The following is a 22,654-nucleotide window of genomic DNA, read 5'->3' on the forward strand; positions in this document are numbered from 1 at the left end:
GCCGCCCCGCTCTAACGGCTTTGTGCGCGCCACCTTTGCGTGGTCCGATCGATCATCGTGTCTTCGCCGCCCGACTTGGCCCATTGCGCCGAGAATGACGGATCGGCCGAAGCCGGGCGCAACGCGGCATCGAGATCGTCGAACGACACGCGCATCGGGATCGACACGCCTTCGCCGCAGATCACGCATTCGCGGTTTCGCAGCGCCGGGATTGCATCCATGAACCCGCGCGCGCCTTCGGGCATGGCGGCACGCACGTGCGCCTGGTCGCGTTCGTTGTTAAGCCGCATCGCGATGATCGTGCCGCACTGCGACAGCACGCCTTCGGCAAGGTCGGAGGGGCGCTGGGTGATCAGCCCCAGGCTGACGCCGTATTTGCGGCCTTCCTTGGCGATGCGCGACAGCACGCGCGCCACCGACGATCCGTCGGAATTGCGTTCGTTGGGCACGTAGCGGTGCGCCTCTTCGCACACCAGCAGAATCGGCCGGGTTTCCTCGTCGCGCGCCCACACCGCAAAATCGAACACCAGCCGCGACAGCACGGCAACCACCGTCGAGGTGATTTCCGACGGCACGCCCGACACATCGATGATCGAGATCGGTTTGCCATTCGCGGGCAGGCGGAACACCTGGCCGATAAAATCGGTCATGCAATCGCCCACCAGCATGCCTGAAAACATGAACTGATAGCGCGGATCGGCGCGGACCTCCTCGATCTTGGTCTTGATCCGCTGATAGGGGATCGATCCCGTGCCCTTGTCCAGCTTGCCCATTTCGTTGACCAGGATGTTGAGCAGATCCGACAGCAGATAAGGGATCGGCGAATCAACCGTGATCTTGCCGATCGCGGCGGCCAGCCGGTTCTTGGCGCGGGCCTGTTGCAGGCACCGCGCCAGAATATCGGCATCGACCACCCGGTCCGACCCGCTCGAGGTCAGGAACACTTCGCAATGTTCCTCGAAATTCATCAGCCAGTACGGCATCTGCAGGTTCGACACGTCAAGCAGGTGGCCGCGCGTGCGGAACGCCGATATGTATTCGCCGTGCGGGTCGATCATCACGATGTGCCCCTCGGGCGCCAGTTCGCAGATCCGGTGCAGGATCAACGAGGCCGAGGTCGATTTGCCCGTGCCGGTGGATCCCAGCAGCGCGAAGTGCTTGCCCAGAAAGCTGTCGATATACAGCCCCGCGCGAATGTCGCGGGTGGGATGCACGGTGCCGATGCTGATATTGGCACGTCCGTCGCTGGCATAGATCTGGCGCAGATCGGCGCTGGTGGCCACATGCGCCAGTGCGCCGGGCATCGGATAGCGGGTAACGCCGCGGCGAAAGCCATAGATATTGCCGGTCAGACGTTCGGTATCGCCTTCGCCCATGAAATCGACTTCGACCACGATGCCGCCGTGATCTTCATCCTGCGTGGCCTGGCGCATCGTGCGCACCACCCCCAGCAACCACGACGACCCGACACGGATCTTGATCTGGCTGGCAACCTGCCCCGACATCGCGATCGCGGGGTCCGCATCACCCAGGCATTCCTGCAGACGTTGGGGATCAAGCACGATATGGGTGGTGCCACCTGCCACATCACGCACCACGCCGATCGGGCGACGCACGTTGTCCGAACCCGGGGCCGCGCCGCCGGACCCCGCCGCCGGGCCATCCACGCATCCGGCCGCAGGCGACTGTGCAGAATCAAACTCGGCATGCCTGCTCATTTCCGACATTGGAACCTTTCCCCGCCGATGGCGGCACCGGACACCCGCCGTGGTAGGCCCAAAGCGGTTAATTCCGGGCTAATGCGGCGCCTGTCCGGTGCAAGGTCGCCGGCCTGGCGGGGCTGCACACCCGGCCGAAAGATGCATTTTTTCAATCATGGTGACCCAATGAATTTGCTAAGCCCCGGCGTGACAGCAGTGCTACACGGTGCCCCACATCCTGTTTGAAAGGGACCACGTCATGTCCGGCGACAATGCCAAGAAAGCCCTGATCGACAGTCTGAACGGACTGCTTGCCGATCTGTTCGCGCTGTATCTGAAAACCAAGAATTTCCATTGGCACGTTGCCGGTCCGCAATTCCACGATCTGCATCTGCTGTTCGACACCCATGCCACCGAACTGTTTGCGCTGACCGACGTGATCGCCGAACGCGTGCGCAAGAACGGCGGGGCCACGCTGACCTCGATCGGCGCGATCGGGGCCAAGACCACGATCGCCGACGATGACCGCGCCGGGCTGGATGCCATGACCATGGTGCGCGTGCTGCGCGATGACAACGCCATGCTGATCGCCCGGATCCGCGCGGCCAAGGCCGCAGCGGGCCAGGCCGGCGACAATGCCACCGACGGCGCCGCCGATGACTGGACCGACCAGGCCGAACAGCGCGTGTGGTTCCTGACCCAGATCCTGGGTGGCTGAACCCACGCGCCGGCACTGACCGCAGCGTGCTGCGCATCCCTGCGCCTATCCATCGCTTTGTGCTGCGCATGGTGCAGCCGGTCCGGCTGCGCCTGTGGGGCCTGCTGGCCCGCCAAGTCGAAGGGATCATGGTGCTGGGTTTTGCCGACGATGGACGGCTGGTGCTGGTGCGCCATTCGTACCATCTGCCCGACCAGTGGCTGGTGCCCGGTGGAGGCCGCCATCCGCATGAAGACATCCTGACCGCAGCGCGGCGCGAACTGGCCGAAGAGGTGGGCTGCACGTTGCACGATCCGGTGCATCTGGGCCGGATCGTGCGCGCCATGCCGCAAGGCTGGACCAACCGGATCGAGGTTGTCAGCGGGCGCATCACCGGCACGCCGATCGCCGATGGCCGCGAAATCATTGCCGCAGCGCTGCACGATCCTGCGGCCTTGCCCGCGCAGACCCACGCCAGCGTGCGCGAATATCTTGCGCTGCGGGCAGGCTTAGAACGGTAAAGTCCCCTGCCCTTGCGCCGGGGCCTCGGCCGGTTCGGGGCCCTGTGCACCCTCAAGCGCCGACAATGTCATCCCCATCAGCGGCACCGGCTGGCGCAACGGCAACAGCGCGTCGAGCAGATCGCGGCCGATCGCGGCAAATTCGTCCGCGCCGGCCACTGCGCCCGGCACCGACCGCGCGCGGGTCAATGTCTGGAAATCGGCACTGCGCAGTTTCAGCGTTACGGTCCGTCCGCGCACGCCGGCCTTTTCGACACGTGCCCAGACAATTTCGACGATATTGGCCAGTGCCTCGCGCAGGGCCGGGCCCGAACCAATGTCGCTGGCAAAGGTGCGTTCGCCGCCGACCGATTTGCGCGGCCGATCGGGTTCGACCGTGCGCAGATCGATCGCGCGCGCCGCACGGTAGAGATAATCGGCCTGCGCCCCGAAATGCGCGCGCAAGATTTCCAGCGACACCGACCGCAGCTGCGCGCCCGTCTCGACACCCAGTGCCGCCATGCGTTCGGCACCGCGCGGACCGACCCCGTGAAACCGCGCCACCGGCAACCCGCCGACAAAGTCCGCGCCATCACCCGGGCGGATCACGCACAGGCCGTCGGGCTTGTTCTGATCCGAGGCCAGCTTGGCCAGAAACTTGTTGTACGACACCCCGGCGCTGGCGGTCAGCCCGGTTTCGGCACGGATGCGCTGCCGGATCAGTTCGGCGATGCGCGTGGCCGATCCCAGCCCGCGCTGATCGGCGGTGACATCGAGATAGGCTTCGTCCAGCGACAACGGCTCGATCAGCGGGGTATAGTCGCGAAAGATTGCGTGGATCTGCCGGCTGACCGCGCGATAAACCTCGAACCGGGGCGGTACGAACACCAGTTCGGGGCAAAGCCGCGCCGCACGCGTAGAGGGCATGGCCGACCGCACGCCGAACCGGCGCGCCTCGTAACTGGCCGCGGCGACCACGCCGCGCGCCGACGAACCGCCCACGGCCACCGGCCGCCCGCGCAAGGCAGGATCGTCGCGCTGTTCGACGCTCGCAAAAAAGGCATCCATGTCGATATGGATAATCTTGCGAAATCCCGACGTGGCAGGCTCGTGCGCGTGCTCCATCGGCCGTGCTTAGCCCAAACGGGCCTGCCCGATAAGAGCGGGCAGATAAGGGGTGGGAAGCATCAACCACCCCGCCTATAGGCGCGCCATGGCCACCACACCCACCCGCGCCCGACAGGCACCCGAACCGCCAAGGCTGGCGATCGGCGCGCGCGAATTCGTGGCGATGATGGCCGCAACGATGGCGCTGCAGGCGCTGGCAGTCGATGCCATGCTGCCCGCGCTTGGCATGATTGCGCGCGATCTGGGTGTGTCGAACCCCAACCATCGCCAGCTGGTGGTGGGGGTGTTTCTGGTGGCAGCCGGCGTCGGGTCTTTGCTGCCCGGGCCATTGTCCGATCGCTATGGCCGGCGCCGTGTGCTGCTGGTGTGCTTTGCCGGCTATGTCGTGCTGTCGCTGGGCTGCGCGCTGGCGCCGGGGTTCAACACGCTGATCGTGTTGCGCGTGGCCGTGGCGCTGTGCAGCGCAGGGCTGACCGTGCTGCCCGCAGCGATCATCCGCGATCGCCATTCGGGCGATGCCATGGCGCGCATGCAATCGACGGTGTCGATGGTATTCATGGTCGCGCCGATGGTCGCACCCACCGCGGGCCAGGCGGTGCTGCTGTTTGCCGGCTGGCGCATGATCTTTGCCATGCTGGCGGTGCTGGCCACGGCGATCGGCACCTGGGTTGCGCTGCGTCTGCCCGAAACGATGGCGCCTGCCCATCGCCAGGCCATGCACGCGGGCCGGATCATCGGCAACATGACGCTTGCGGCCACGCATCCGCGCACGTTCGGCTATACGCTGGGCGGATCGCTGATCTTTGGTGCGATGCTGGGCTATATCAATTCATCCGAACAGCTGGTTGCCGAACATTTCGGCGCGGGTGCCATGTTTCCGCTGCTGTTCGGCGCGACGGCGATCGTGATGTCGTTTTCCAGCTTTGCCAATTCGCGTATCGTGACCAAATTCGGCGCGCGGCGGGTGTCGCACGGGGCACTGATGGTGTTTCTCGTGTTCAGCCTGGTACAGCTGTTTCAGGCGCGCTCGTCCGGCGAAACGCTGTGGCAGTTCATGCCGGTGATCGCGCTGAACATCTGCATGCTGGGGTTCATCGGGGCCAATTTCAATTCGATCGCGATGCAGCCTTTTGCCGGCATCGCGGGTTCGGCCAGTTCGGTCCAGGCGTTCCTGCGGATGCTGATCGCGGCCAGCCTGGGGATCGTCATCGGGCAGGCGTACAACGGCACCGCGCTGCCGCTGGCGCTGGCGTTCCTGCTGTGCGGGCTGGGCGCGCTCGGCCTGGTGCTGGTCAGCGAACGCGGGCGCCTGTTCGGGGCGAAACAGCCCGAAGCGATGCATGGCCCGGGCCACCTCGATCTGCATTAGCATCACGCCACTGCGCGCTGGACCCCTGCCAGAAGCGCAGTCGCAGTGTCGGGCGCGCCGAAATAGAACCCCTGCATACGGGTGATGCCAAGCGCGCGCGCCGCTTCGGCCTGGGCTTCGGTCTCGATCCCCTTGATCGTGCATTCCAGCCCCAGTTGCCATGACAACGCGACGATCATCCCGGCCACGGCGCGCGCACCGGGGTCGGTCGGCAGTGCTTCGGCCAGCGCGCCATTCAGCTTGATCAGGTCGAGCGGCAGATCGCGCAATTGTGACAGGCTGGACCACCCCGCCCCGAAATCGTCGAGCGCGATCCGAAATCCCTGCGCGCGCAGGGCTTCAAGCTGGCGGGTCGCGCGGCGCGGATCATCCAGCAGCGCGCGTTCGGTCACATCCAGGATCAGGTCGGCGGGATTGCCCCCCGCACTGTGCGTGATATCTGCCAGGACCTCGGCGATGCCGTCGCGCACCACATCACGCGAACTGATATTGACCGACAGCGCGATGGCATGGTCGGCCGGCCGGCATTCCTCGATCGCCCGGCGCAACACCACGCGGGTGACTTCGCTCATCCGTCCGGTGGCGTGGGCCATGTGCATGAACAGCGCCGGTGGCTGCCACACCCGGCCATCGGGCGACCACCGGGCAAAGGCTTCTGCCCCGATCACCTGTCCGTTGCGCTGATCGATCATCGGTTGATAGACCAGCCGCAGCCGATCCTCGAGAACGCTGTCATGAAACAGCCGGGTGATCAGCGCGCGCTGGCGCAAGGCCGCCTCGTCTTCGGGACCGAACAGCACGACCGCGCCATCGCCCTGTTGCTTGGCCTTGTAAAGTGCCGCGTCTGCGCGTTCAAGGCAGGCGCCGGTATCGGCCTGGTCGGGCCGGTACAGCCCGATCGAGCACAACACGCGCAACCTGGTGCCGTTGAACACGATCGGTTCGCGCACCCTACCCGACAGGCGGCGACACACCGCGCGCGCCTGCGTGCGGTCGAGTGCCGCATCCAGCACTATGGCAAATTCATCACCCCCAAGCCGACCATGCGCAAGAACCGCGTCCTGCCCGCCGATGCGATCGGCTACGGCACGCAGCACCGCATCGCCCGCGGCATGGCCATACGTATCGTTGACGTGCTTGAACCCGTCGAGATCAAGCAGCGCCAGCCACACCCGCGCCGGGCCGCCCGGGGCCACTTCGTCGCGCAGGCGTTGCAAAATCGCCCGACGATTGAAACCGCCGGTCAGATCGTCGATCGTTGCCCGATCAAAATTGGCGCGCGATTCGCGGGCGGTGCGCGCCAGCTGGCGCCCCAGCCGTTGACCGGTCAGTTCGCGCTGCACGAATTCGCGATGGTTGGTGATGATCGCGATCATCATCGTGCCGGTAAACACCAGCTGCACCAGCGTCAGCAACAGCGCATCGACATCGCGCGATGCCAGAAAGATGGCGGTGGCCGGTATCGAAAAGGCCAGCGCAACATTCAGCGCGGTGCGCGGCGCCTGCGCCAGCGCGATCATCGCCGCAAATGCGGTAACCGCCAGCAGATATTCGACCAGCATGCGCTGTTCGACCGAGCCATACAGCGCCATCGCCATCGTCCAGGCCATGAACGCCAGCCCGAACACGCCGCCGATCGTGCTCATCTGGTCAAGCGCGCGGCGCTTTTCGGCCAGGCTTTGCGCGCCGATCCGGCTCAATTGCCAGTTTTGGCCGCGGATCCCTGCCACCGCAGCCAGTACCACCCCGAACAGTTCGATCGGCAAGGGTGCCACGCGGCAATAACTGAAATCCAGCAGGATCACGTCGAACACGACGACCAGGTACAGGATCGGTACCCGCTGCGCGATGCTGTCGACATAGGCATCGATGAACGCGGGCGAGGTCCGTTGCCGCAACGCACGGCGCAGCCGCCTGACCCGGCGGCCGGCTTGCCCCAAGGCATGCGCAACTGTGTCTTGAGCACGGACCATCGGCCCGACATTAGGGTCCGGGTGTTAATTAGGGGTCAACACCGGGTCCTGACAACAACGCACTTTTTTGCGATCAGGGCTGATCAGCCTGCAGCGCCGCGATCAGCGCGCGCACCTTTTTCTGCCGCCATTGCGGCAGTGGCGCGACCAGCCAATAGCCCCGCAAACCATCCTCTGGCGGCCCCAGCAACCGCACACGCCCGGTGGCAAGCCCCGCATCGCCCAGCAATCGCGGCACCCGCGCCCGGCCCAGCCCCGCGGCGGCCGCGCTGATCGCGGTGCCCGCATCGCCGACCGATATATGCACCTCGCGCACGCCATGCCCGGGTTCATCACCTGCCGGATCGCCGGGCCAGGCGATCCACGGGGCATTGTCGGGCACGTCATGCCCGGCAACGACAACCGTACCGCGCGGTCCCAGCGCGATCCCTTCCAGATCGCCCGGTCCGTCGCTCCAGCGCACGGCAAGGTCCAGATTGGCCTCTGCGAAATCGACATCGCCATTGCCGCCGATCAATGAAAACCGCAATTGCGGGCTGGTCTCGCGAAACGCCGCCAACCGCGACGACAACCAGGCGGCAAAGAAATCCCGCGGGCAGGCAATCGTATAGACGTGGCTGGACTGGCCGGCGCGCATCGCCTGAACGCCTTCTTCAAAGCGCAGAAACCCTTCGCGGATGGCATCGAGCCCGGCCGCGGCCTCGTCGGTCAGTTCCAGACCCTTCGATGTCCGCCGGAACAGGATTACGCCCAGCAAATCTTCGAGCGCGCGAATCTGTTGCCCCACCGCCGCAGGTGTCACCGCCAGTTCGTCTGCCGCACGGGTAAACGACAGATGCCGCGCCGCCGCATCCAGCACGCGCAAACCGTTGAGGGGCAGGTGAGTCCGCTTCATCGCGGTGGCAATCGCGCGTCGGGCATGGTCTTGTCAATCAGCCGGCGTCGGCGGCAGCGGCGTTCACCCGGCTGGTGCTGAGGCGGCCAGCGGAAAAAACGGGATCGCCACTTCGAACCGCGACCCATCGTCCCGCTGCATCACGTAATGCCCCTGCATGCTGCCGTGCGCTGTGCCCAGCGGGCAGCCCGACACATAGTCGTGCGACTGGCCCGGCTGCAGCGTCGGCTGTTCACCGACCACGCCTTCGCCATCGACATAGTTGACCACGCCGCGGCCGTCGGTGATGCGCCAGTGCCGCGTCAGCAGCTGGATTTCGTCGGACGAATCGTTTTCGATCCGGATGTGATAGACCCAGAACCACTTGCCGGATTCGACGCGCGACTGTTCGGGCAGAAAATTGACCGCGACGCGCACGGTTACGCCGCCGGTCATCGCGGCATGCTGAAAAAGTTGCTTCATCTCCCAAAACTAGCCCACATCGCGGCTGCGGCCAACGGTGTTTTGGCTCGGTTCGTCGAATCCGCCGGGCCTTTGCAAAGCCTGGTATCCAATCCCGCGGCCGCAGGATATGGCGCCGGCCATGCTGATCCGCGCCGATGCCCTGCTTTGTGCCACGCGCGCCCATGGCGAACACGGGGCGGTGGTGCGCCTGCTGACCGTCGAACACGGTCTGATCGCCGCCTATGTATCGGGTGCGCGCGGCCGCGAATTGCGCCCGGTGCTGATCGCGGGCAACACGGTCGCCATCGAATTGCGCGCACGCGGCGGCACGCAGCTGCCCACCGCGCGGGTCGAGCTGATGACCAGCCGTGCACCCTGGCTGGCCGAGCCGCTGCCCGCTGCCGGGATCGGCTGGGTAACCACCCTGGCCGCGGCCACGTTGCCCGAAGGTCATCCCTATCCCGCGATCCACGCCGCATTGGGCGCTGCGCTCGATGCGATCTGCCATGCCCCTTCGGCGCGCGGCTGGGCGCGCGCGGTGGCAGGTTATGAGGCGCTGCTGTTGCGCGAAGTCGGCTACGGCACCGCGCCCGCACCGCCGCCCGACGAGGCATGGGGTGATCTGCTGGCCCGGCTCGATCGACAGGGCAAGGCGCTTGACGCGCGCCTGTTCGGCGAACGCGGCCGCATCCATGGGCAGATCATGGCGGCGCGCGGCCTGCTGATCGATCGCCTGCACCGCATTGACCAAGCAGATTGAGCGCGGCAAAGGGGCGGTCTTTGGCGGCGCATGCCGCAACAGGACGAGCACAGCGGATGAAAATTGCAGTCTTGCCGGGCGACGGCATCGGCCCGGACATTACCCGCGAAGCGGTGCGGGTGATCGAGGCGCTGGGCCTTGGCATCGAAATGACCTGGGCCCCGGTGGGCGGTGCGGCCTACAAGGCGCATGGCCATCCGCTGCCCGCCGAAACGCTGGCGATTGCACGCGACAGCGATGCCATCCTGTTTGGCGCGGTAGGCGATCCCGATTGCGATGCGCTTGATCGGCATCTGCGCCCGGAACAGGCGATCCTGGGCCTGCGCAAGGCGCTGACGCTGTTTGCCAATCTGCGGCCGGCGCGGGTGTTTGCCGGGCTGGAAAGCCACTCGGCGCTGCGCCCCGAAATCGCCGGCGCGATCGACCTGGTGATCGTGCGCGAATTGAACGGCGATGTCTATTTCGGCGAAAAGGGCTTTCGCACCAACGCGATGGGCGAACGCGAAGGGTATGACGTGATGTCCTATGCCACGTCAGAGGTGCAACGCATTGCCCATATCGCGTTTCGCGCCGCACAGGGCCGTGGCCGCCGCGTGTGCTCTGTCGACAAGGCCAATGTGCTGGAAACATCGCAGCTGTGGCGCGATACGGTAATCGCGGTGGCGCGCGAATACCCCGACGTTGCGCTGGAACACATGTATGTCGACAATGCCGCGATGCAGCTGGTCAAAAACCCCGGCCATTTCGACGTGGTGCTGACCGGCAACCTGTTTGGCGATATCCTGTCCGACCAGGCCAGCATGTGCGTCGGATCGATCGGCCTGCTCGCCTCGGCCTCGCTGGGCGAGCGGCAGACCGCCTGGGGCACGTTTGGCCTGTACGAGCCGATCCATGGCTCGGCGCCCGATATTGCCGGCAAAGGCGTGGCCAATCCGATGGCCACGATCCTTTCGGCGGCGATGCTGCTGCGCCATTCGCTGGGTCTGGCCGATGCGGCCGAACGTATTGAACGCGCCGTGGCGCATGCTTTGGGTGATGGCGTCCTGTCGCGGGACCTTGGCGGCAACGCCGGGACTGCGGAAATAGGTGACGCCGTGCTCGCAAGGCTGTAGGCGCGCGCCCATGCTACAACTTGCTGTCATCCTGCCCACCTATAACGAGCGCAACAACATTGCGCGGATGGTCGAACGTATCGACACGGCCCTGCAGGGCTTTGTCTGGGAAGCGATCTTCGTTGACGACAACAGCCCCGACGGCACCGCCGAAGAGGCCCGCCGCATTGCGCGCGCAGATCCGCGCATCCGCGTAATCGAACGAATCGGCCGCCGTGGCCTGGCCTCTGCCGCGATCGAGGGCATGTGCGCCAGCGCTGCACCGATCGTTGCGGTGATGGACGCCGACGGACAACACGATCCGGTGTTGCTGGCCGGCATGTACGAAGCGGTGACCAGCGGCGATTATGATGTCGCCTATGCCTCGCGCTTTGCCGAAGGCGCCAGCACCGAAGCCTGGGGCCGCCCCGACCGGGTCAAGGCATCAGGCATCGCCAATGCCATCGCGCGCAAAGTGACCGGTGTCGATCTGTCCGATCCGATGAGCGGTTTCTTCATGCTGCGCGGCGAAACTCTGCGCGCCGACGCGCACCGCCTGTCGGGCGTGGGCTTCAAGATCCTGCTCGATATCCTGGCCACGGTCGATGCACCGCTGCGGGTCAAGGAATTTCCCCTCAACTTTGCCGCCCGCATGGACGGCGAATCCAAACTGGACAGAACAGTCGTGTTCGAATTCCTGATCGGTCTTTACGACAAGTGGCTTGGCCGCGTGATCCCCACCCGCTTTGCCCTGTTCGCCACGGTTGGTGCGCTGGGCGTGGTGGTGAACTTTGCAGTGCTGTGGCTGGTGCTGAGCGTGGGTTTCGGCGAACGGTTTGTCTATGGCCACTGGCAGGGCAGCGATCGCAATTTCATCGTCGGCAATATCTGCGCCGCGCTGGCCGCGATGACGTTCAACTTCGTGCTCAACAACGAACTGACTTATGCCGAAAAGCGGCTGCGTGGACTGGTTCCGCTGGTCAAGGGATGGGCCAAGTTCTTTCTGACCTGTTCGATCGGCATTCTGTCGCAGGTTGCCAGCACCGAAGCGCTGAAACGGCTGCACGTGGCGGATGCCCTGGCGGTGCTGGGCGGGATCGTGCTGGCATCGGTGTGGAACTTTGCACTGTCGAGCAAGTTCGTGTGGGGCAAATACGGCTGAACACGCCCGCGCGGCCTGGTGATTGACGAAAGGGGGCCCGATCGGCCCCCTTTTTTCATGCCCGTCTCAGCGCCAGCTGTTCAGCCAGGTATAGTCGAGATAGCCCTTCTTGCCTGGCAGGGGCCCGCCCGAGATGATCGGGTAAAACCCGATGAACACCATCGCGGTAACCAGCACCACGCTGCGCCCGGGCCATTTCAGACCGCCGTCCCACCATCGGCCCAGCATCAGCGCCAGCGCCGCCATCAGGAAACAGGCGGCCAGTTCATAATGGTAATAGAACTGCACAGGCTTGCCGTTGATCGCCCAGAAAATCAGGCTGAGCACATAAAGCACAACAATCAGCGCGGACAGGGCATCGCCTTTCCACCCTTTCCACGCGCACCAGGCCAGCGCGGGCAATCCGGCAAGCATCGAAAACGGATTGCCGATCATCAGAATACCGCGCTGGGCACCATCGATATGTTCATACAGGAACCAGATCGGGCGCAAATTCAGGATCCATTGCCACCAATGGCTCATATAGCGATGCGGTTTGACCACGCTGTCCTGCAATTTCAGCATGTATTGCTGCCACGGCAACAGGCCGCCCAGCGTCATCGGCTGCACATTGTAGAAAAACGCCGGGGCAAACGTGGCCAGATAGATCAGTGCCGGCCACAACCCCAGCCATAGAGCCGCTTCTGCCAGGCAAACCCCGCGCACCGGCCCGGCGCGCGTGGCGAACAGCCAGCGCGCGATCGCGCGCGGCGCCGCGCGCCAGTGCCGTGGGCGGGATAAACCCGGCAGATCGAGCGCCACCGCGCGCTGCCACGCAAACAGCAGGCCCGGCACCACCATCAACGGCGCCCCGTTCCATTTGCCGCCCAGCGACAGGCCGAAAAACAGGCCCGCCAGGATCAGATGCCGCCGACCGCCACGGCGATCGGCGAAATGCGGCCGCACGGACAGCGACCATTGCCACAGGCCCAGCGCCAGCGTGGCAGCCATCGCCATGTCGAGCATGGCGATCCGCGACAGGATGAACCAGATGAAATCGGTCGCCAGCAAAAATGCAAACAGCAGCGACACCCGCCGCGATCCCGATGACCACCACATCGCGCGTGCGCCGGCCCACAGCCCGATGCTGCCCAGCACCAGATTGGGGAAACGCCAGCCAAAGGTGTTGTCGCCAAACAGCCGCATGCCGATGGCGATCATTTCCTTGCCCAGCAGCGGATGTTCGGGATTCAACCGCCGGGTCAATTCGATCAGCCGCCGCGCCGCCGGCACATAGTGGATTTCATCGAACATCATCTTTGACGGGATGCCGATCCGGCACAGCCCCAGCACAAAGAATGCGGCAACGATCAACAGCGTCGCAACCAGCGGATCGGGCCGCTGGAATGGCGCAGACAGCACCCGCACAGGGGCACGAAGAAAGGCGGGTATCGGCATTGCTGGCAGCGCCCATAGGCCAAACCGCCGCGCATTGGTAGCCCATGACCTGTCTCCGGCTGGTCCTGTCCAAACCTTGCACGGCAAGGTCAAAATTCGCGCCACGCAAATTTTCGATCAAACTCTACCGCGCGCGAACCAATTCGATTATGGGCAGCCCCCATGAAACGCACCACCGGACAGGACCGCTCGATCACGCGCCACTGGCGCCCCGCAACCCAGGCTGTTCGTGGCGGCACCTGGCGTTCGGAAATGGGCGAAACGAGCGAGGCGCTGTTTCTGACGTCGGGCTATACCTATGACAATGCGGCAACCGTGGCGGCGCGGTTTGCCGGCGAAGAAGACGGGATGACCTATTCCCGCCTGCAGAACCCGACCGTGCAGATGCTCGAAGAACGCATTGCGCTGCTCGAAGGGGCAGAGGCCTGTCGCGCGCAGGCCAGCGGCATGGCGGCAATGACCACCGCGCTGCTGTGCCAATTGTCTGCGGGCGATCACGTCGTTGCCGCCAAGGCGGCGTTCGGATCGTGCCGCTGGCTGGTCGACCACCTGCTGCCGCGGTTCGGCATTACCGGCACAACGATCGATGCCAATGACAACGCCGCGTGGGAAGCCGCGATCAGGCCCAATACCAAAGTGTTCTTCTTCGAAAGCCCGGCCAATCCGACAATGGATGTGGTCGATCTGGAATTCATCTGCTCGCTGGCGCGCCAGCACGGCATCGTGACCGTGGTCGACAACGCCTTTGCCACCAGCGCGTTGCAGAAACCGATGGCCTTTGGCGCCGATGTGGTTGCCTATTCGGCGACCAAGATGATGGATGGCCAGGGTCGCGTGCTGGCCGGCGCGGTGTGCGGGTCCGACGATTTCATCAACAACACGCTGCTGCCGTTTCAACGCAACACCGGGCCCAACATCGCCCCGTTCAACGCCTGGGTGGTGTTGAAAGGGCTGGAAACGCTGGACCTGCGGATTTTCCGGCAGAGCGAAAATGCGCTGCAAGTGGCGACTTTTCTCGAAGGCCGCGTGCCGCGCGTACGCTATCCCTTTCTTGCCAGCCACCCCCAGCATGCGCTGGCGATCAAGCAGATGAAGGCGGGCGGATCGATCCTGTCGCTGGAACTCGATGGTGGGCGCGCCGAGGCCCACGGCCTGCTCGACGCGCTGCAACTGATCGATATTTCGAACAACATCGGCGATTCGCGATCGCTGATGTGCCACCCGGCCTCGTCAACGCATCACGGTGTCGGGCCGGAAACCCGCGCCGACATGGGCGTGGGCGAAAACATGCTGCGGCTGAATGTCGGCCTGGAAGACCCGCAGGACGTGATCGACGATCTGGATCAGGCGCTGTGCGCCATCGGGTTGTAACCGCTCAGTCGGGCCGGGCGGCATTTTCCAGATCGGCGATGCGCGCCTTCAGCGTCTCGATTTCCTCACGCGCGCTGGCGGCCAGGTCCTTGACCGCGTCAAATTCCTCGCGGCTGACGAAATCGAGCCCGCCAAACGCGCCTTTGGCGCGTTCGCGCATCGTTTCGCCCGCTTCGCGGCCAAGCCCGGCAACGGTGCCGGCAGCGCTGTTCAGCAGCTTGACGAAATCGGCAATCAGCGGGTTTTCGCTTTGCATCGGAGTGGGCCCTGTCAGTGATGTTCGTGCGCTAGATGGGCACGAACCGCTTTGTCGGCAAGGGGCTATTTAGATCTGCACCCTGACCGCCGGGCCCGATCCGTCGGCACCGTCCAAAGCAGCGTTCATCTGCAGGAATTGCAGATTGAGCAACGAGGCAAAACACACCCACACCAGATAGGGCAGCAACAACGCCGCCGCCATGCGCCGCACGCGCCAGGTCAGCGCGATGGTCACCCCCAGCACCACGATCAGCGCGACAATGATGCCCAGCGCCACGGTCAGCCGGTGTCCTGCAAAAAACACCGGGCTCCACGCCAGGTTCAGCGCCAGTTGCGCAGCAAAGGCACCCACCGCCAGCCCCCGCCCGCGCGCACCGCGCGCCGCCGCGATCAGCGCCAGCGCAACACCCATCATCACGTACAGGATGCTCCACACGATCGGAAAGACCAACGGCGGCGGATAAAGCGCCGGTTTGTCGAGCATGGCAAACCACGGGTTGTCGGGCACGCTGCCCGCAGCGCTGGCGGACAGGAAACCAAGGCCAAGGCACAAAGGCACGGTAAACAGCGCCCAGCGGGCAATGCTGGCACGAAGCTGGGCAGTCGAGGCAATCTGTTGCATGGCACCTGACAGGTCGGTCGCCTGCACCCGGACCATTTTCCGTGGCACAAAAACGCGATTCGGGCGCGATAGTGGCCGGGCTGTTGCGTTATGGCAACGCTGCGTTTGGTCCGGATCGCTCCATTACCGGACAGCCGAGATCAGGAACTCGACATTGCCTTCGGGTCCGGTGATCGGACTTTCGACAATTCCGTCGACCTGCCAGCCTTCTGCGACCAGCCAGTCGCGCACATCGTCGCACACCCGCGCGTGCAGCACGGGATCGCGCACCACCCCACCCTTGCCCACTTCGCCGCGCCCGACTTCGAACTGCGGCTTGATCAGCGCCACCAGCCGCGTGGGCCGCGCGGCCAGCGCCAGCGGCACCTCCAGCACTTTGCGCAAGGCAATGAAGCTGGCATCGCACACCACCCAGGTGGCGGGCGCTACGCCCGCCTTGGCCATGTGATGGTCGGTCAGCACGCGCGCGCTGGTCTGTTCCAGCACGGTCACACGCGGATCGGTGCGCAGTTTCCACGCCAGCTGGTTGGTGCCCGAATCGACGGCAAACACATGGGTGGCGCCGTGGTGCAGCAAAACGTCGGTAAAGCCCCCGGTGGAACTGCCGATATCCATGGCCACCGCACCCGAAGGATCAAGCGCGAAATGGGCCAGCGCATGCGCCAGCTTGATCCCGCCGCGCGACACCCAGGGGTGATCACGCCCGCGCACTGTCACATCGGCATCGGCGGCAACCTGTTGTCCGGCCTTGGCCAGCTTGGCTTCGCCCAGGTAGACCAGCCCCGCCAGGATCAGCGACTGTGCCCGCGCGCGGCTTTCCACCAGGCCGCGTTCGACCAGCAACTGGTCAAGCCGTAGTTTGGGGCCAGGTTTGTGCGCGGCGGCGGGTTCACGGGTTGAGCTCATCGCCGGTCTCTTCCATACAAGCGCCATGACAATCAACCGCGCGTTTGCACCGACCGCTTTTCTGCCGCTTGCCGCAACGCTGGCACTGTCGGCCTGCGACGGCGCCGTGCCGCGCGCGACCGAGCGCCAACCGACGCATCAGGCACCCGTGGCGGTGACCGCCCCGTTGCCCCCGCGCACGCCATCGGCACCCCGCCCGGCTGTGCCGCCGGCACCCCGTGCCACCGCCCCGGGCACCGATTGGCGCGATGCACCGATGCCGGCAGGCAACTGGGTCTGGTCAGGACATGCCAGTGGCAGTGCGGCACGGTTCGGAGCCGATGGCCAGCCGCCCGTGGCCGTGCTGCAATGCGATCGCGCGGATGGCCAGGTGCGTCTGGCAGTGCCGATCGATGCCCAGGCGGCCCAGTACCCGGGCGCGCGCGCGGCATCGATCACCACCTCGACAAGCACCGGGGCGGCCACCGCCAAACCGGGCACGATCGATGGGCAGACCATGCTGACGATCGCGCTGCCGGCGGGCGATCGCATACTCGATGCCATGGCGTTCAGTCGCGGCCGGTTCCGCGTCACCATCACCGGCATGGCCCCGGTGATCCTGCCGAGCTGGGCCGAAGTGGGTCGTGTGGTGGAAGATTGCCGCGGCTGAAAACCGCCAACCGGAACGGCGGATTCTGACGACAATTTTTTTTAGATCAAGACTTGTTGTTCGCCCGCCAATGAATCATTTTCGAATCAAGATCGCAGCGGGCGTAACGCCTGGCACGGTCCAGTCGAAGGGGCGCACCAAAGTCCCGACGGCGAATTGGCTCAACAGCGCGAAAGGAGGTGATCCGATGTCTCATGGTTCAGCACAGAGGTCGGAAATCCGCAGCGCGAGGCATTATCGCTGATTGGCAGCAAGTCGCGATAAAGGCTTCGTGGGCGGCACTTCCTGCCGCTGACCATGCGAAGGGCCGCTTTCCCTTGGGGAAGGCGGCCCTTCACATTTATTTCAAACCCATTGCAATCTGCGCAATAATAGTACAATACGGCGCAATGTGATCGGCAATTCGGGCAAATCCGGCCCTGCCGGCATGCCTGCCGCCCCATAAGAAGGACCTGGTTTCATGGCGTCTGCCGCCACCACCCTGCCCGGCTTTGCCCGGCATGCCCATCCCGCTCCGCGGCCCGGTCACGAACGCGACGCGATTCTGGCCAACCCCGGTTTCGGCACCGCGTTCACCGATCACATGGTCGAAATCGACTATGACGCGGGCCAGGGCTGGCACGATGCACGCGTGGTGCCCTATGGTCCGATCGCGCTCGATCCGGCGGCGGCGGTGCTGCATTATGCACAGGAAATCTTCGAAGGGATGAAGGCCTATCGCACCGGCGATGGCGGCATCGCGCTGTTCCGGCCCCACGCCAACGCCGCGCGCTTCAACGCTTCGGCCCGGCGGCTGGCGATGCCCGAACTGCCCGAAGACCTGTTCGTCGAGGCGGTGCGCCAGCAGGTCCTGGCCGACAGCGGCTGGTTTCCCACTGTCGAGGGCGGCTCGATCTATCTGCGGCCGTTCATGTTCGCGTCCGAGGCGTTTCTGGGCGTGCGCCCGTCGCGCGCCTACAAGTTCATGGTGATCGCCAGCCCCGCGGGCAATTATTTCAAGTCGGGCGCGCCTGCGGTGTCGATCTGGGTCAGCGAATATACCCGCGCGGCACCCGGCGGCACCGGCGCTGCCAAATGCGGCGGCAACTATGCCGCAAGCCTGGTGCCCACGGCCGAGGCCTTTTCGCGCGGGCACGATCAGGTGCTGTTCCTCGACGCGGCCGAACACCGCTGGATCGAGGAACTGGGCGGGATGAACCTGTTTTTCGTGATGGCCGACGGATCGATCGTTACCCCGCCGCTGGCGGGCACGATCCTGCCCGGCATCACCCGCGACAGCCTGATCGCGCTGGCCCGCGAAGAAGGCCTGACGGTGCGCGAGGAACGCTATGCGCTCGACCAGTGGCGCGACGACGCGGCAAGCGGCAAACTGCTTGAAACCTTTGCCTGCGGCACCGCAGCCGTCGTCACCCCGGTCGGCAAAGTGGCCGACGGGCATGGGGAATTCGTGATCGGCAGCGGCGGTCCCGGGCAACTGACCCAGAAACTGCGCCAGCGACTGGTCGGCATCCAGCGCGGCGAACAGGCCGACACCCACGGCTGGGTCCACCGCATCGCCTGAGGTGGTTGCAAACCGGTTTTCGTCATGGCATCGCGCGCTGCATTAAACACGCGCTTAAGCGTGTTCGGAGGACAGCCACGATGAGCATTTCGTTCGAGGGCCGGGTGGCCATCGTAACCGGGGCAGGCGGCGGCCTGGGCCGCGCCTACGCGCTGGAACTGGCACGCCGCGGGGCCAAAGTGGTGGTGAATGATCTGGGCGCCGCGCGCGATGGCAGCGGTGCGTCGGATGCGGCCGCCGACGTGGTCGAGGAAATCCGCGCCGCGGGTGGTGAAGCAATCGCCGACGGCAGTTCGGTTACCGAATTCGAACAGATGCAGGCGCTTGTGGCCAAGGCAAAAGAGACCTGGGGCGGCGTGCATGTGCTCATCAACAATGCCGGGATCCTGCGCGACAAAAGCTTTACCAAGATGGAGCCGGCCGATTTCGATCTGGTGGTCAAAGTCCATCTGCTGGGTTCCGCCAATGCAACAAAAGCGGTGTGGGATCTGATGCGCGACCAGAACTATGGCCGCATCCTGATGACCGCATCGTCGACCGGGCTGTTCGGCAATTTCGGGCAGGCCAATTATGGCGCGGCCAAGCTGGGCCTGGCCGGCCTGACCAAGACCCTGTACCTTGAAGGCGCCAAATACAACGTGCGCGTCAACACGCTGGCCCCGGTCGCCGCCACGCGCATGACCGAAGACATCTTTCCGCAAGAGGCGTTCAAGCTGTTCGCACCCGAAAACGTGGTGCCCGCAGCGCTTTATCTGGTGTCTGAAGATGCGCCCAGCAATGCCATCGTCGGCGCCGGCGCCGGCGCATACCACAGCGCATTCGTCACCATGAACCCGCCGGTAATCCTGGGCGAAGCCGACCGCACGGTCGAAGGCTTTGCCGCCAACTGGGGCCGGATCAGCGACCGCACCGGCGATTTTGTGCCGCAGTCGGGTTCCGAACAGAGCCAGGCCATCCTCGCCGCCATGCAGGCCGCGATGAAGCGCTGACCTCCTTCAAAACGATTATCGCCTTAGGGCCTAGGGCAGGTTCGCAACCCGCCCTAGGCTAGTGCTTTGCGCATCGATCATGCTTCGGCAAGTTGCAAATGGAGCACAGGGCGCTCATGTAACAAATATCAGTTTTTCGCCTTCTGGCCCTGGTCGGCTACAGAAACAGTGACCGCCTTCAAAGGCATGGCACCCAAAATGTCGAAAGTACACTGAACATCAGGAACTTCCGAGTCGTCTTTTTCTCGAGCTATATTGCCAAAGTAGTGGTCACAGTTGTATTTACCGACTCCATCTACGATCGCAATTACTGCTCCATCGTTTTTACTTTCAAATTTTCCGCCAACGTTTTTTGTAACATTTGCAATAAGGACTTGCGGATCTGATTTCTTTTCGGACCCTTGATATTTGAAGAGATATGGCAACGTAATTGTGACCGAGTCCGGCAAAGTTCCGAAATGCGTCCTCTCTCGTTTTATACCAGACAGGTCAGCCGAAATCCTGAATGTTGCTTCAGTTGCCAATGCACTTGTCTCGGGCGATGCCGCCGTACCCGGAATAGCAAACCCTTTTGAACATCCGACCAGCCCCCCGGTCATCAAAAAACCGATAGCAGCTCTGTAAATCAGGTTCATCGACATCTCCGAACAAAACGAGATTGTATGAAGGCACAATGATTATGATCGAGACGTTCGCCAATCGAAAATATTAGCCGTCCACCACTTTCATCAACTTGCGTTCCAGCGGCGACAGCACGCCCGCCAGATCGTGCCCGCGTTTCAACACTTGCCCCGCCTCTCCGTACAGTGCCCACATGCCTTGCTTGGCGCGCAGGGACGGGCGTTTTTCCACGCGTGCGCTCGGACGTTCGGCGGTGCGTTTGTAGGCGCTGAAGCTGGCGGCGTCGCGATCGAACCCGATCGCATAATCGCGCCACAGCCCGGCTGCGACCATGCGGCCGTAAAGGTCGAGAATGCGCATCAGCTCGGCGCGATCGAACGCCACTTGCACCGAGCCGGCGCGCGGAAAGGCCAGCACCGTGCCACCTGCGGACCCTGGCCCGTCGTTGCCCCCGCTCAACCCTGCCACCCGCGCATCTCCTTGAAACCGGCCATCATCGGCTGACCATGCCATGATCGCCCACCCCCCACAACACGGGCGGTGTTTCGCAAAGCGGGCAACGTCACAACAGCCTTGGCTGCCAGGTGCCGCCTGCCAGCGCATCGCGGGCCAGCGCCAGGGTAACCGGCGCCTTGCGTTCCAGCGACAGGCGATCCAGCGTGCCCACCAGCACCTCTGCCGCGGCGTGGCTGCGTTCGATGCGCGGCATCAGCCAGTCAAGCACTGCATCGCCCACCACCAGCCCGCGCCGCCGCGCCTGTTCACCGATCAGCGCGCGCAGCAGATCATCATCGGGCGCGCCGATCGGCAAGGGCAAGGCCGCGCCAAGCCGCGAGGCGAGATCTGGCAGCGCAATGTGCCAGCCGCTGTTCTGCCCGGCCAGCGCCACCGGCTCTGCCGCCACGACAAGCAGCGCATGGCCCTGCGCCTGCGCGCGGTTCCAGCGGTGGAACAGATCGACTTCGTCAATGCGGTCGGCATCGTCGATCGCATCGCCCGCACCGCTTGCACCGAACCAGCGCGCCAGCAGGCTTTTGCCGCTGCGCGCCGGGCCGCTGAGCACGGCGGTGCGATACGGCCAGGTCTCGCTCGCCTGCAGGGCGGCAAACACCGGATAGAGCGAGGGTCCGCCAACAATCGTTTCAGCCGAACCCGGCAATTCAAGGGGAAGCGCAATCTGCGACATGGCGTGCACGCTCAGCGCCGGATGCTCAGCGCACCGGCCCCTTGGGTGACTTTCCAGCCTTGTGCGCGCAGACCCGCCGCCAGCGTTTCAATCTCGCCCGCATAGGCCACGCGCATCACCGAAACCCCGCCCAGCGCCAGCGAACTGGTATTGGCCGATACCACGCCCGGCACCGCGCGCAGCGCCGCTTGTGCGGCATCGACTGCGCCCGCATCGGGGCTGGCAAATTGCACCTGGATCACCGTGCCCGCGGCCGTGGCCGCGCCGGGCGTCGCCGCTGCTGGACCGCTGGCGCGCGCACCGCCTTGCGGCGGGGGCAATTTGTCGACCAGTGCGGCAATCAGTTTCGCGTCGATCTGCGGCCCGCTGTTGAGCGACGGATCGGGGTTGAGCTGTCCGGCGGCCAGCGCCTGGGCATAGATCGCATCGATTCGCCTGACCGCGTCGGTCAACATCGCCGGCAGCTTGTCTTCGCTGTCGGCGGTCAATTCGAAACTGCCCAGGAACTGGTTGTCGGGGCCATGGCGCGCGGTGAACGTGCCCTTGATCGGGCCACCCGGCCATTGCCGTTCCAGCCGGGCAATCGGGATCACCACATCTTCGGCGCCATATTGATCGAGAATCGTGCGCCACCAGTTGCGGCTGCGTCGGCCGACCTGGCCGGCATTGATCAGCAGGCCATCGGCCCCGCCGCCGGCAGGCCGCACATAATCGATCACGCTTTCGCCGGTGTGGAAATCGGCCCAGGCCTTTTGCCAGGGCGTGCGCGTTTCGAACACGCTGGCCACGCCCCCCTGGTACAGCAAGGGCACCACGAGCAGCGGTGCAGAGCGCACCCCGCCGCCTTGCAGCCCCAGGTACCCCGCCGCACGCGCGCGATCGAACACCAGCCCCAGCCGCGCGATATAGCGGTGCGGTCCGATATCTTCATGTTCGACCGCGATCGCCGACACCATCCCCGACAGCGTGCCATCGTCAAGCGCGGGCGCGGCACCGCCGGGGCCACGCTGGGTCCACAGTTTTTGCCAGGCCAGCCGCGTTGCGGTGCGCCAGCCGGTGGCGCGCGCGTCTTCGGCGTCCTTGCCGGTGGTGTTGACGTCGATCCCGGTCACTTCGAAATCGCCGGTGCTGGCCACCGGTGCGATCCCGCGATCGCCCTCGATCTGGGCCCACACCACCGCACCGCCAATACCCAGCACGAGCAGCCCCGCACCCGCCAGCGCGAGGCGGCGATGACGCCATTGTGTCGAAAACAGGCTCAAGAGGGCCAAGCGAACTCCGATACGGCGCAGCGCGCTCGCAAACAGGACAAAGGATAACGCGGGCGCTTTTGCC

Annotated in this window: 23 protein-coding genes; 10 read left to right on the forward strand and 13 right to left on the reverse strand. The window is 64.8% G+C overall.

Features of this window, described 5'->3' with window-relative positions; all coding sequences use genetic code 11:
• Nucleotides 1–11: 11 nt before the first annotated feature.
• Nucleotides 12–1,727 (reverse strand): ATP-binding protein, encoded by a 1,716-nt coding sequence (locus tag G404_RS0115055; RefSeq protein ID WP_028641820.1) that lies wholly within the window; start codon nucleotides 1,725–1,727, stop codon nucleotides 12–14.
• A 232-nt stretch (nucleotides 1,728–1,959) separates the two neighbouring features.
• On the opposite strand from G404_RS0115055, the gene G404_RS0115060 reads away from it, so the two are divergent.
• Entirely contained in the window at nucleotides 1,960–2,418 is a 459-nt protein-coding gene (locus G404_RS0115060) for a Dps family protein (RefSeq protein WP_028641821.1), read from the forward strand.
• A gap of 26 nt (nucleotides 2,419–2,444) precedes the next feature.
• Complete coding sequence (locus G404_RS19270; RefSeq protein ID WP_245584549.1) at nucleotides 2,445–2,918, forward strand: NUDIX hydrolase; 474 nt, start codon at nucleotides 2,445–2,447, stop codon at nucleotides 2,916–2,918.
• Here G404_RS19270 and dinB read toward each other — a convergent pair.
• Complete coding sequence (gene dinB / locus G404_RS0115070) at nucleotides 2,907–4,022, reverse strand: DNA polymerase IV (protein ID WP_028641822.1); 1,116 nt, start codon at nucleotides 4,020–4,022, stop codon at nucleotides 2,907–2,909. The genes G404_RS19270 and dinB overlap by 12 nt on opposite strands.
• Before the next feature lie 88 nt (nucleotides 4,023–4,110).
• Here dinB and G404_RS19275 point away from each other — a divergent pair, with 88 nt between their 5' ends.
• A complete protein-coding gene (locus G404_RS19275) occupies nucleotides 4,111–5,394 on the forward strand; it encodes a multidrug effflux MFS transporter (RefSeq protein WP_051280787.1) in 1,284 nt (427 codons plus the stop codon).
• Nucleotides 5,395–5,396: 2 nt separating this feature from the next.
• Here the strand turns inward: G404_RS19275 and G404_RS0115080 are convergent, their stop codons facing one another.
• The 3 genes from G404_RS0115080 to apaG form a co-directional block, all read right to left on the reverse strand.
• On the reverse strand, nucleotides 5,397–7,292 hold the full coding sequence (locus G404_RS0115080) for a putative bifunctional diguanylate cyclase/phosphodiesterase (protein WP_245584550.1): 1,896 nt from the start codon (nucleotides 7,290–7,292) through the stop codon (nucleotides 5,397–5,399).
• Nucleotides 7,293–7,440: 148 nt separating this feature from the next.
• Nucleotides 7,441–8,262 (reverse strand): LysR family transcriptional regulator, encoded by an 822-nt coding sequence (locus G404_RS0115085; RefSeq protein ID WP_028641824.1) that lies wholly within the window; start codon nucleotides 8,260–8,262, stop codon nucleotides 7,441–7,443.
• Between the two features lie 63 nt (nucleotides 8,263–8,325).
• Nucleotides 8,326–8,724, reverse strand: coding sequence for a Co2+/Mg2+ efflux protein ApaG (gene apaG, locus G404_RS0115090; RefSeq protein WP_028641825.1), 399 nt, complete (start codon nucleotides 8,722–8,724; stop codon nucleotides 8,326–8,328).
• Between the two features lie 121 nt (nucleotides 8,725–8,845).
• Between apaG and recO the strand changes: the two genes are divergently transcribed.
• The 3 genes from recO to G404_RS0115105 are packed head-to-tail and all read left to right on the forward strand — an operon-like array spanning nucleotide 8,846 to nucleotide 11,719.
• The gene (gene recO, locus G404_RS0115095) at nucleotides 8,846–9,466 is read left to right on the forward strand and encodes a DNA repair protein RecO (protein ID WP_028641826.1); all 621 of its coding nucleotides are present in this window, start codon (nucleotides 8,846–8,848) and stop codon (nucleotides 9,464–9,466) included.
• A 56-nt stretch (nucleotides 9,467–9,522) separates the two neighbouring features.
• Nucleotides 9,523–10,578: a 3-isopropylmalate dehydrogenase gene (gene leuB / locus G404_RS0115100; RefSeq protein ID WP_028641827.1), complete on the forward strand. Its 1,056-nt coding sequence runs from the start codon at nucleotides 9,523–9,525 to the stop codon at nucleotides 10,576–10,578.
• A gap of 10 nt (nucleotides 10,579–10,588) precedes the next feature.
• A complete protein-coding gene (locus tag G404_RS0115105) occupies nucleotides 10,589–11,719 on the forward strand; it encodes a glycosyltransferase (RefSeq protein WP_028641828.1) in 1,131 nt (376 codons plus the stop codon).
• A gap of 66 nt (nucleotides 11,720–11,785) precedes the next feature.
• Here the strand turns inward: G404_RS0115105 and G404_RS0115110 are convergent, their stop codons facing one another.
• Entirely contained in the window at nucleotides 11,786–13,120 is a 1,335-nt protein-coding gene (locus G404_RS0115110) for a phospholipid carrier-dependent glycosyltransferase (protein WP_245584551.1), read from the reverse strand.
• A 198-nt stretch (nucleotides 13,121–13,318) separates the two neighbouring features.
• Between G404_RS0115110 and G404_RS0115115 the strand changes: the two genes are divergently transcribed.
• A complete protein-coding gene (locus G404_RS0115115) occupies nucleotides 13,319–14,527 on the forward strand; it encodes a trans-sulfuration enzyme family protein (RefSeq protein ID WP_028641830.1) in 1,209 nt (402 codons plus the stop codon).
• Between the two features lie 4 nt (nucleotides 14,528–14,531).
• Here the strand turns inward: G404_RS0115115 and G404_RS0115120 are convergent, their stop codons facing one another.
• The 3 genes from G404_RS0115120 to G404_RS0115130 all read right to left on the reverse strand — a co-directional run bounded on the left by G404_RS0115120 (nucleotide 14,532) and on the right by G404_RS0115130 (nucleotide 16,313).
• Nucleotides 14,532–14,783: an accessory factor UbiK family protein gene (locus G404_RS0115120; RefSeq protein WP_028641831.1), complete on the reverse strand. Its 252-nt coding sequence runs from the start codon at nucleotides 14,781–14,783 to the stop codon at nucleotides 14,532–14,534.
• Between the two features lie 69 nt (nucleotides 14,784–14,852).
• Nucleotides 14,853–15,407: a TspO/MBR family protein gene (locus G404_RS0115125; RefSeq protein WP_028641832.1), complete on the reverse strand. Its 555-nt coding sequence runs from the start codon at nucleotides 15,405–15,407 to the stop codon at nucleotides 14,853–14,855.
• A 123-nt stretch (nucleotides 15,408–15,530) separates the two neighbouring features.
• Entirely contained in the window at nucleotides 15,531–16,313 is a 783-nt protein-coding gene (locus tag G404_RS0115130) for a TlyA family RNA methyltransferase (RefSeq protein ID WP_028641833.1), read from the reverse strand.
• Between the two features lie 25 nt (nucleotides 16,314–16,338).
• Here G404_RS0115130 and G404_RS0115135 point away from each other — a divergent pair, with 25 nt between their 5' ends.
• From G404_RS0115135 to G404_RS0115145, 3 genes are all read left to right on the forward strand, one after another.
• Entirely contained in the window at nucleotides 16,339–16,962 is a 624-nt protein-coding gene (locus G404_RS0115135; protein ID WP_028641834.1) for a hypothetical protein, read from the forward strand.
• A gap of 460 nt (nucleotides 16,963–17,422) precedes the next feature.
• Nucleotides 17,423–18,523 carry a branched-chain amino acid aminotransferase gene (locus G404_RS0115140; protein ID WP_028641835.1) on the forward strand — a complete coding sequence of 367 codons (1,101 nt, stop codon included), beginning with the start codon at nucleotides 17,423–17,425 and terminating at the stop codon, nucleotides 18,521–18,523.
• An 80-nt stretch (nucleotides 18,524–18,603) separates the two neighbouring features.
• Entirely contained in the window at nucleotides 18,604–19,512 is a 909-nt protein-coding gene (locus G404_RS0115145; RefSeq protein WP_028641836.1) for an SDR family NAD(P)-dependent oxidoreductase, read from the forward strand.
• Nucleotides 19,513–19,640: 128 nt separating this feature from the next.
• On the opposite strand, the gene G404_RS20405 is transcribed toward G404_RS0115145, so the two are convergent.
• From G404_RS20405 to G404_RS0115160, 4 genes are all read right to left on the reverse strand, one after another.
• Complete coding sequence (locus G404_RS20405) at nucleotides 19,641–20,147, reverse strand: hypothetical protein (protein ID WP_156906320.1); 507 nt, start codon at nucleotides 20,145–20,147, stop codon at nucleotides 19,641–19,643.
• 73 nt (nucleotides 20,148–20,220) lie between these two features.
• Entirely contained in the window at nucleotides 20,221–20,550 is a 330-nt protein-coding gene (locus G404_RS0115150; protein ID WP_028641837.1) for a DUF2794 domain-containing protein, read from the reverse strand.
• A 145-nt stretch (nucleotides 20,551–20,695) separates the two neighbouring features.
• Entirely contained in the window at nucleotides 20,696–21,319 is a 624-nt protein-coding gene (locus G404_RS0115155; protein WP_028641838.1) for an HdaA/DnaA family protein, read from the reverse strand.
• An 11-nt stretch (nucleotides 21,320–21,330) separates the two neighbouring features.
• Nucleotides 21,331–22,590: a heavy-metal-associated domain-containing protein gene (locus tag G404_RS0115160; RefSeq protein ID WP_342663724.1), complete on the reverse strand. Its 1,260-nt coding sequence runs from the start codon at nucleotides 22,588–22,590 to the stop codon at nucleotides 21,331–21,333.
• Nucleotides 22,591–22,654: the final 64 nt, after the last annotated feature.

Source organism: Novosphingobium acidiphilum DSM 19966 (assembly GCF_000429005.1).
GTDB lineage: Bacteria > Pseudomonadota > Alphaproteobacteria > Sphingomonadales > Sphingomonadaceae > Novosphingobium > Novosphingobium acidiphilum.

What these genes read in the sequence shown, in the direction of transcription:
- G404_RS19275 (WP_051280787.1), top strand. Translation starts at nt 4,111, where the DNA reads ATGGCCACCACACCCACCCGCGCCCGACAGGCACCCGAACCGCCAAGG.
- G404_RS0115155 (WP_028641838.1), bottom strand. Translation starts at nt 21,319, where the DNA reads ATGTCGCAGATTGCGCTTCCCCTTGAATTGCCGGGTTCGGCTGAAACG.
- G404_RS0115135 (WP_028641834.1), top strand. Translation starts at nt 16,339, where the DNA reads ATGACAATCAACCGCGCGTTTGCACCGACCGCTTTTCTGCCGCTTGCC.
- G404_RS0115120 (WP_028641831.1), bottom strand. Translation starts at nt 14,783, where the DNA reads ATGCAAAGCGAAAACCCGCTGATTGCCGATTTCGTCAAGCTGCTGAAC.
- G404_RS0115130 (WP_028641833.1), bottom strand. Translation starts at nt 16,313, where the DNA reads ATGAGCTCAACCCGTGAACCCGCCGCCGCGCACAAACCTGGCCCCAAA.
- G404_RS0115145 (WP_028641836.1), top strand. Translation starts at nt 18,604, where the DNA reads ATGAGCATTTCGTTCGAGGGCCGGGTGGCCATCGTAACCGGGGCAGGC.
- G404_RS0115060 (WP_028641821.1), top strand. Translation starts at nt 1,960, where the DNA reads ATGTCCGGCGACAATGCCAAGAAAGCCCTGATCGACAGTCTGAACGGA.
- dinB (WP_028641822.1), bottom strand. Translation starts at nt 4,022, where the DNA reads ATGGAGCACGCGCACGAGCCTGCCACGTCGGGATTTCGCAAGATTATC.
- apaG (WP_028641825.1), bottom strand. Translation starts at nt 8,724, where the DNA reads ATGAAGCAACTTTTTCAGCATGCCGCGATGACCGGCGGCGTAACCGTG.
- recO (WP_028641826.1), top strand. Translation starts at nt 8,846, where the DNA reads ATGCTGATCCGCGCCGATGCCCTGCTTTGTGCCACGCGCGCCCATGGC.
- G404_RS0115125 (WP_028641832.1), bottom strand. Translation starts at nt 15,407, where the DNA reads ATGCAACAGATTGCCTCGACTGCCCAGCTTCGTGCCAGCATTGCCCGC.
- G404_RS0115140 (WP_028641835.1), top strand. Translation starts at nt 17,423, where the DNA reads ATGGCGTCTGCCGCCACCACCCTGCCCGGCTTTGCCCGGCATGCCCAT.
- G404_RS0115115 (WP_028641830.1), top strand. Translation starts at nt 13,319, where the DNA reads ATGAAACGCACCACCGGACAGGACCGCTCGATCACGCGCCACTGGCGC.
- G404_RS0115055 (WP_028641820.1), bottom strand. Translation starts at nt 1,727, where the DNA reads ATGTCGGAAATGAGCAGGCATGCCGAGTTTGATTCTGCACAGTCGCCT.
- leuB (WP_028641827.1), top strand. Translation starts at nt 9,523, where the DNA reads ATGAAAATTGCAGTCTTGCCGGGCGACGGCATCGGCCCGGACATTACC.
- G404_RS20405 (WP_156906320.1), bottom strand. Translation starts at nt 20,147, where the DNA reads ATGAACCTGATTTACAGAGCTGCTATCGGTTTTTTGATGACCGGGGGG.
- G404_RS0115105 (WP_028641828.1), top strand. Translation starts at nt 10,589, where the DNA reads ATGCTACAACTTGCTGTCATCCTGCCCACCTATAACGAGCGCAACAAC.
- G404_RS0115085 (WP_028641824.1), bottom strand. Translation starts at nt 8,262, where the DNA reads ATGAAGCGGACTCACCTGCCCCTCAACGGTTTGCGCGTGCTGGATGCG.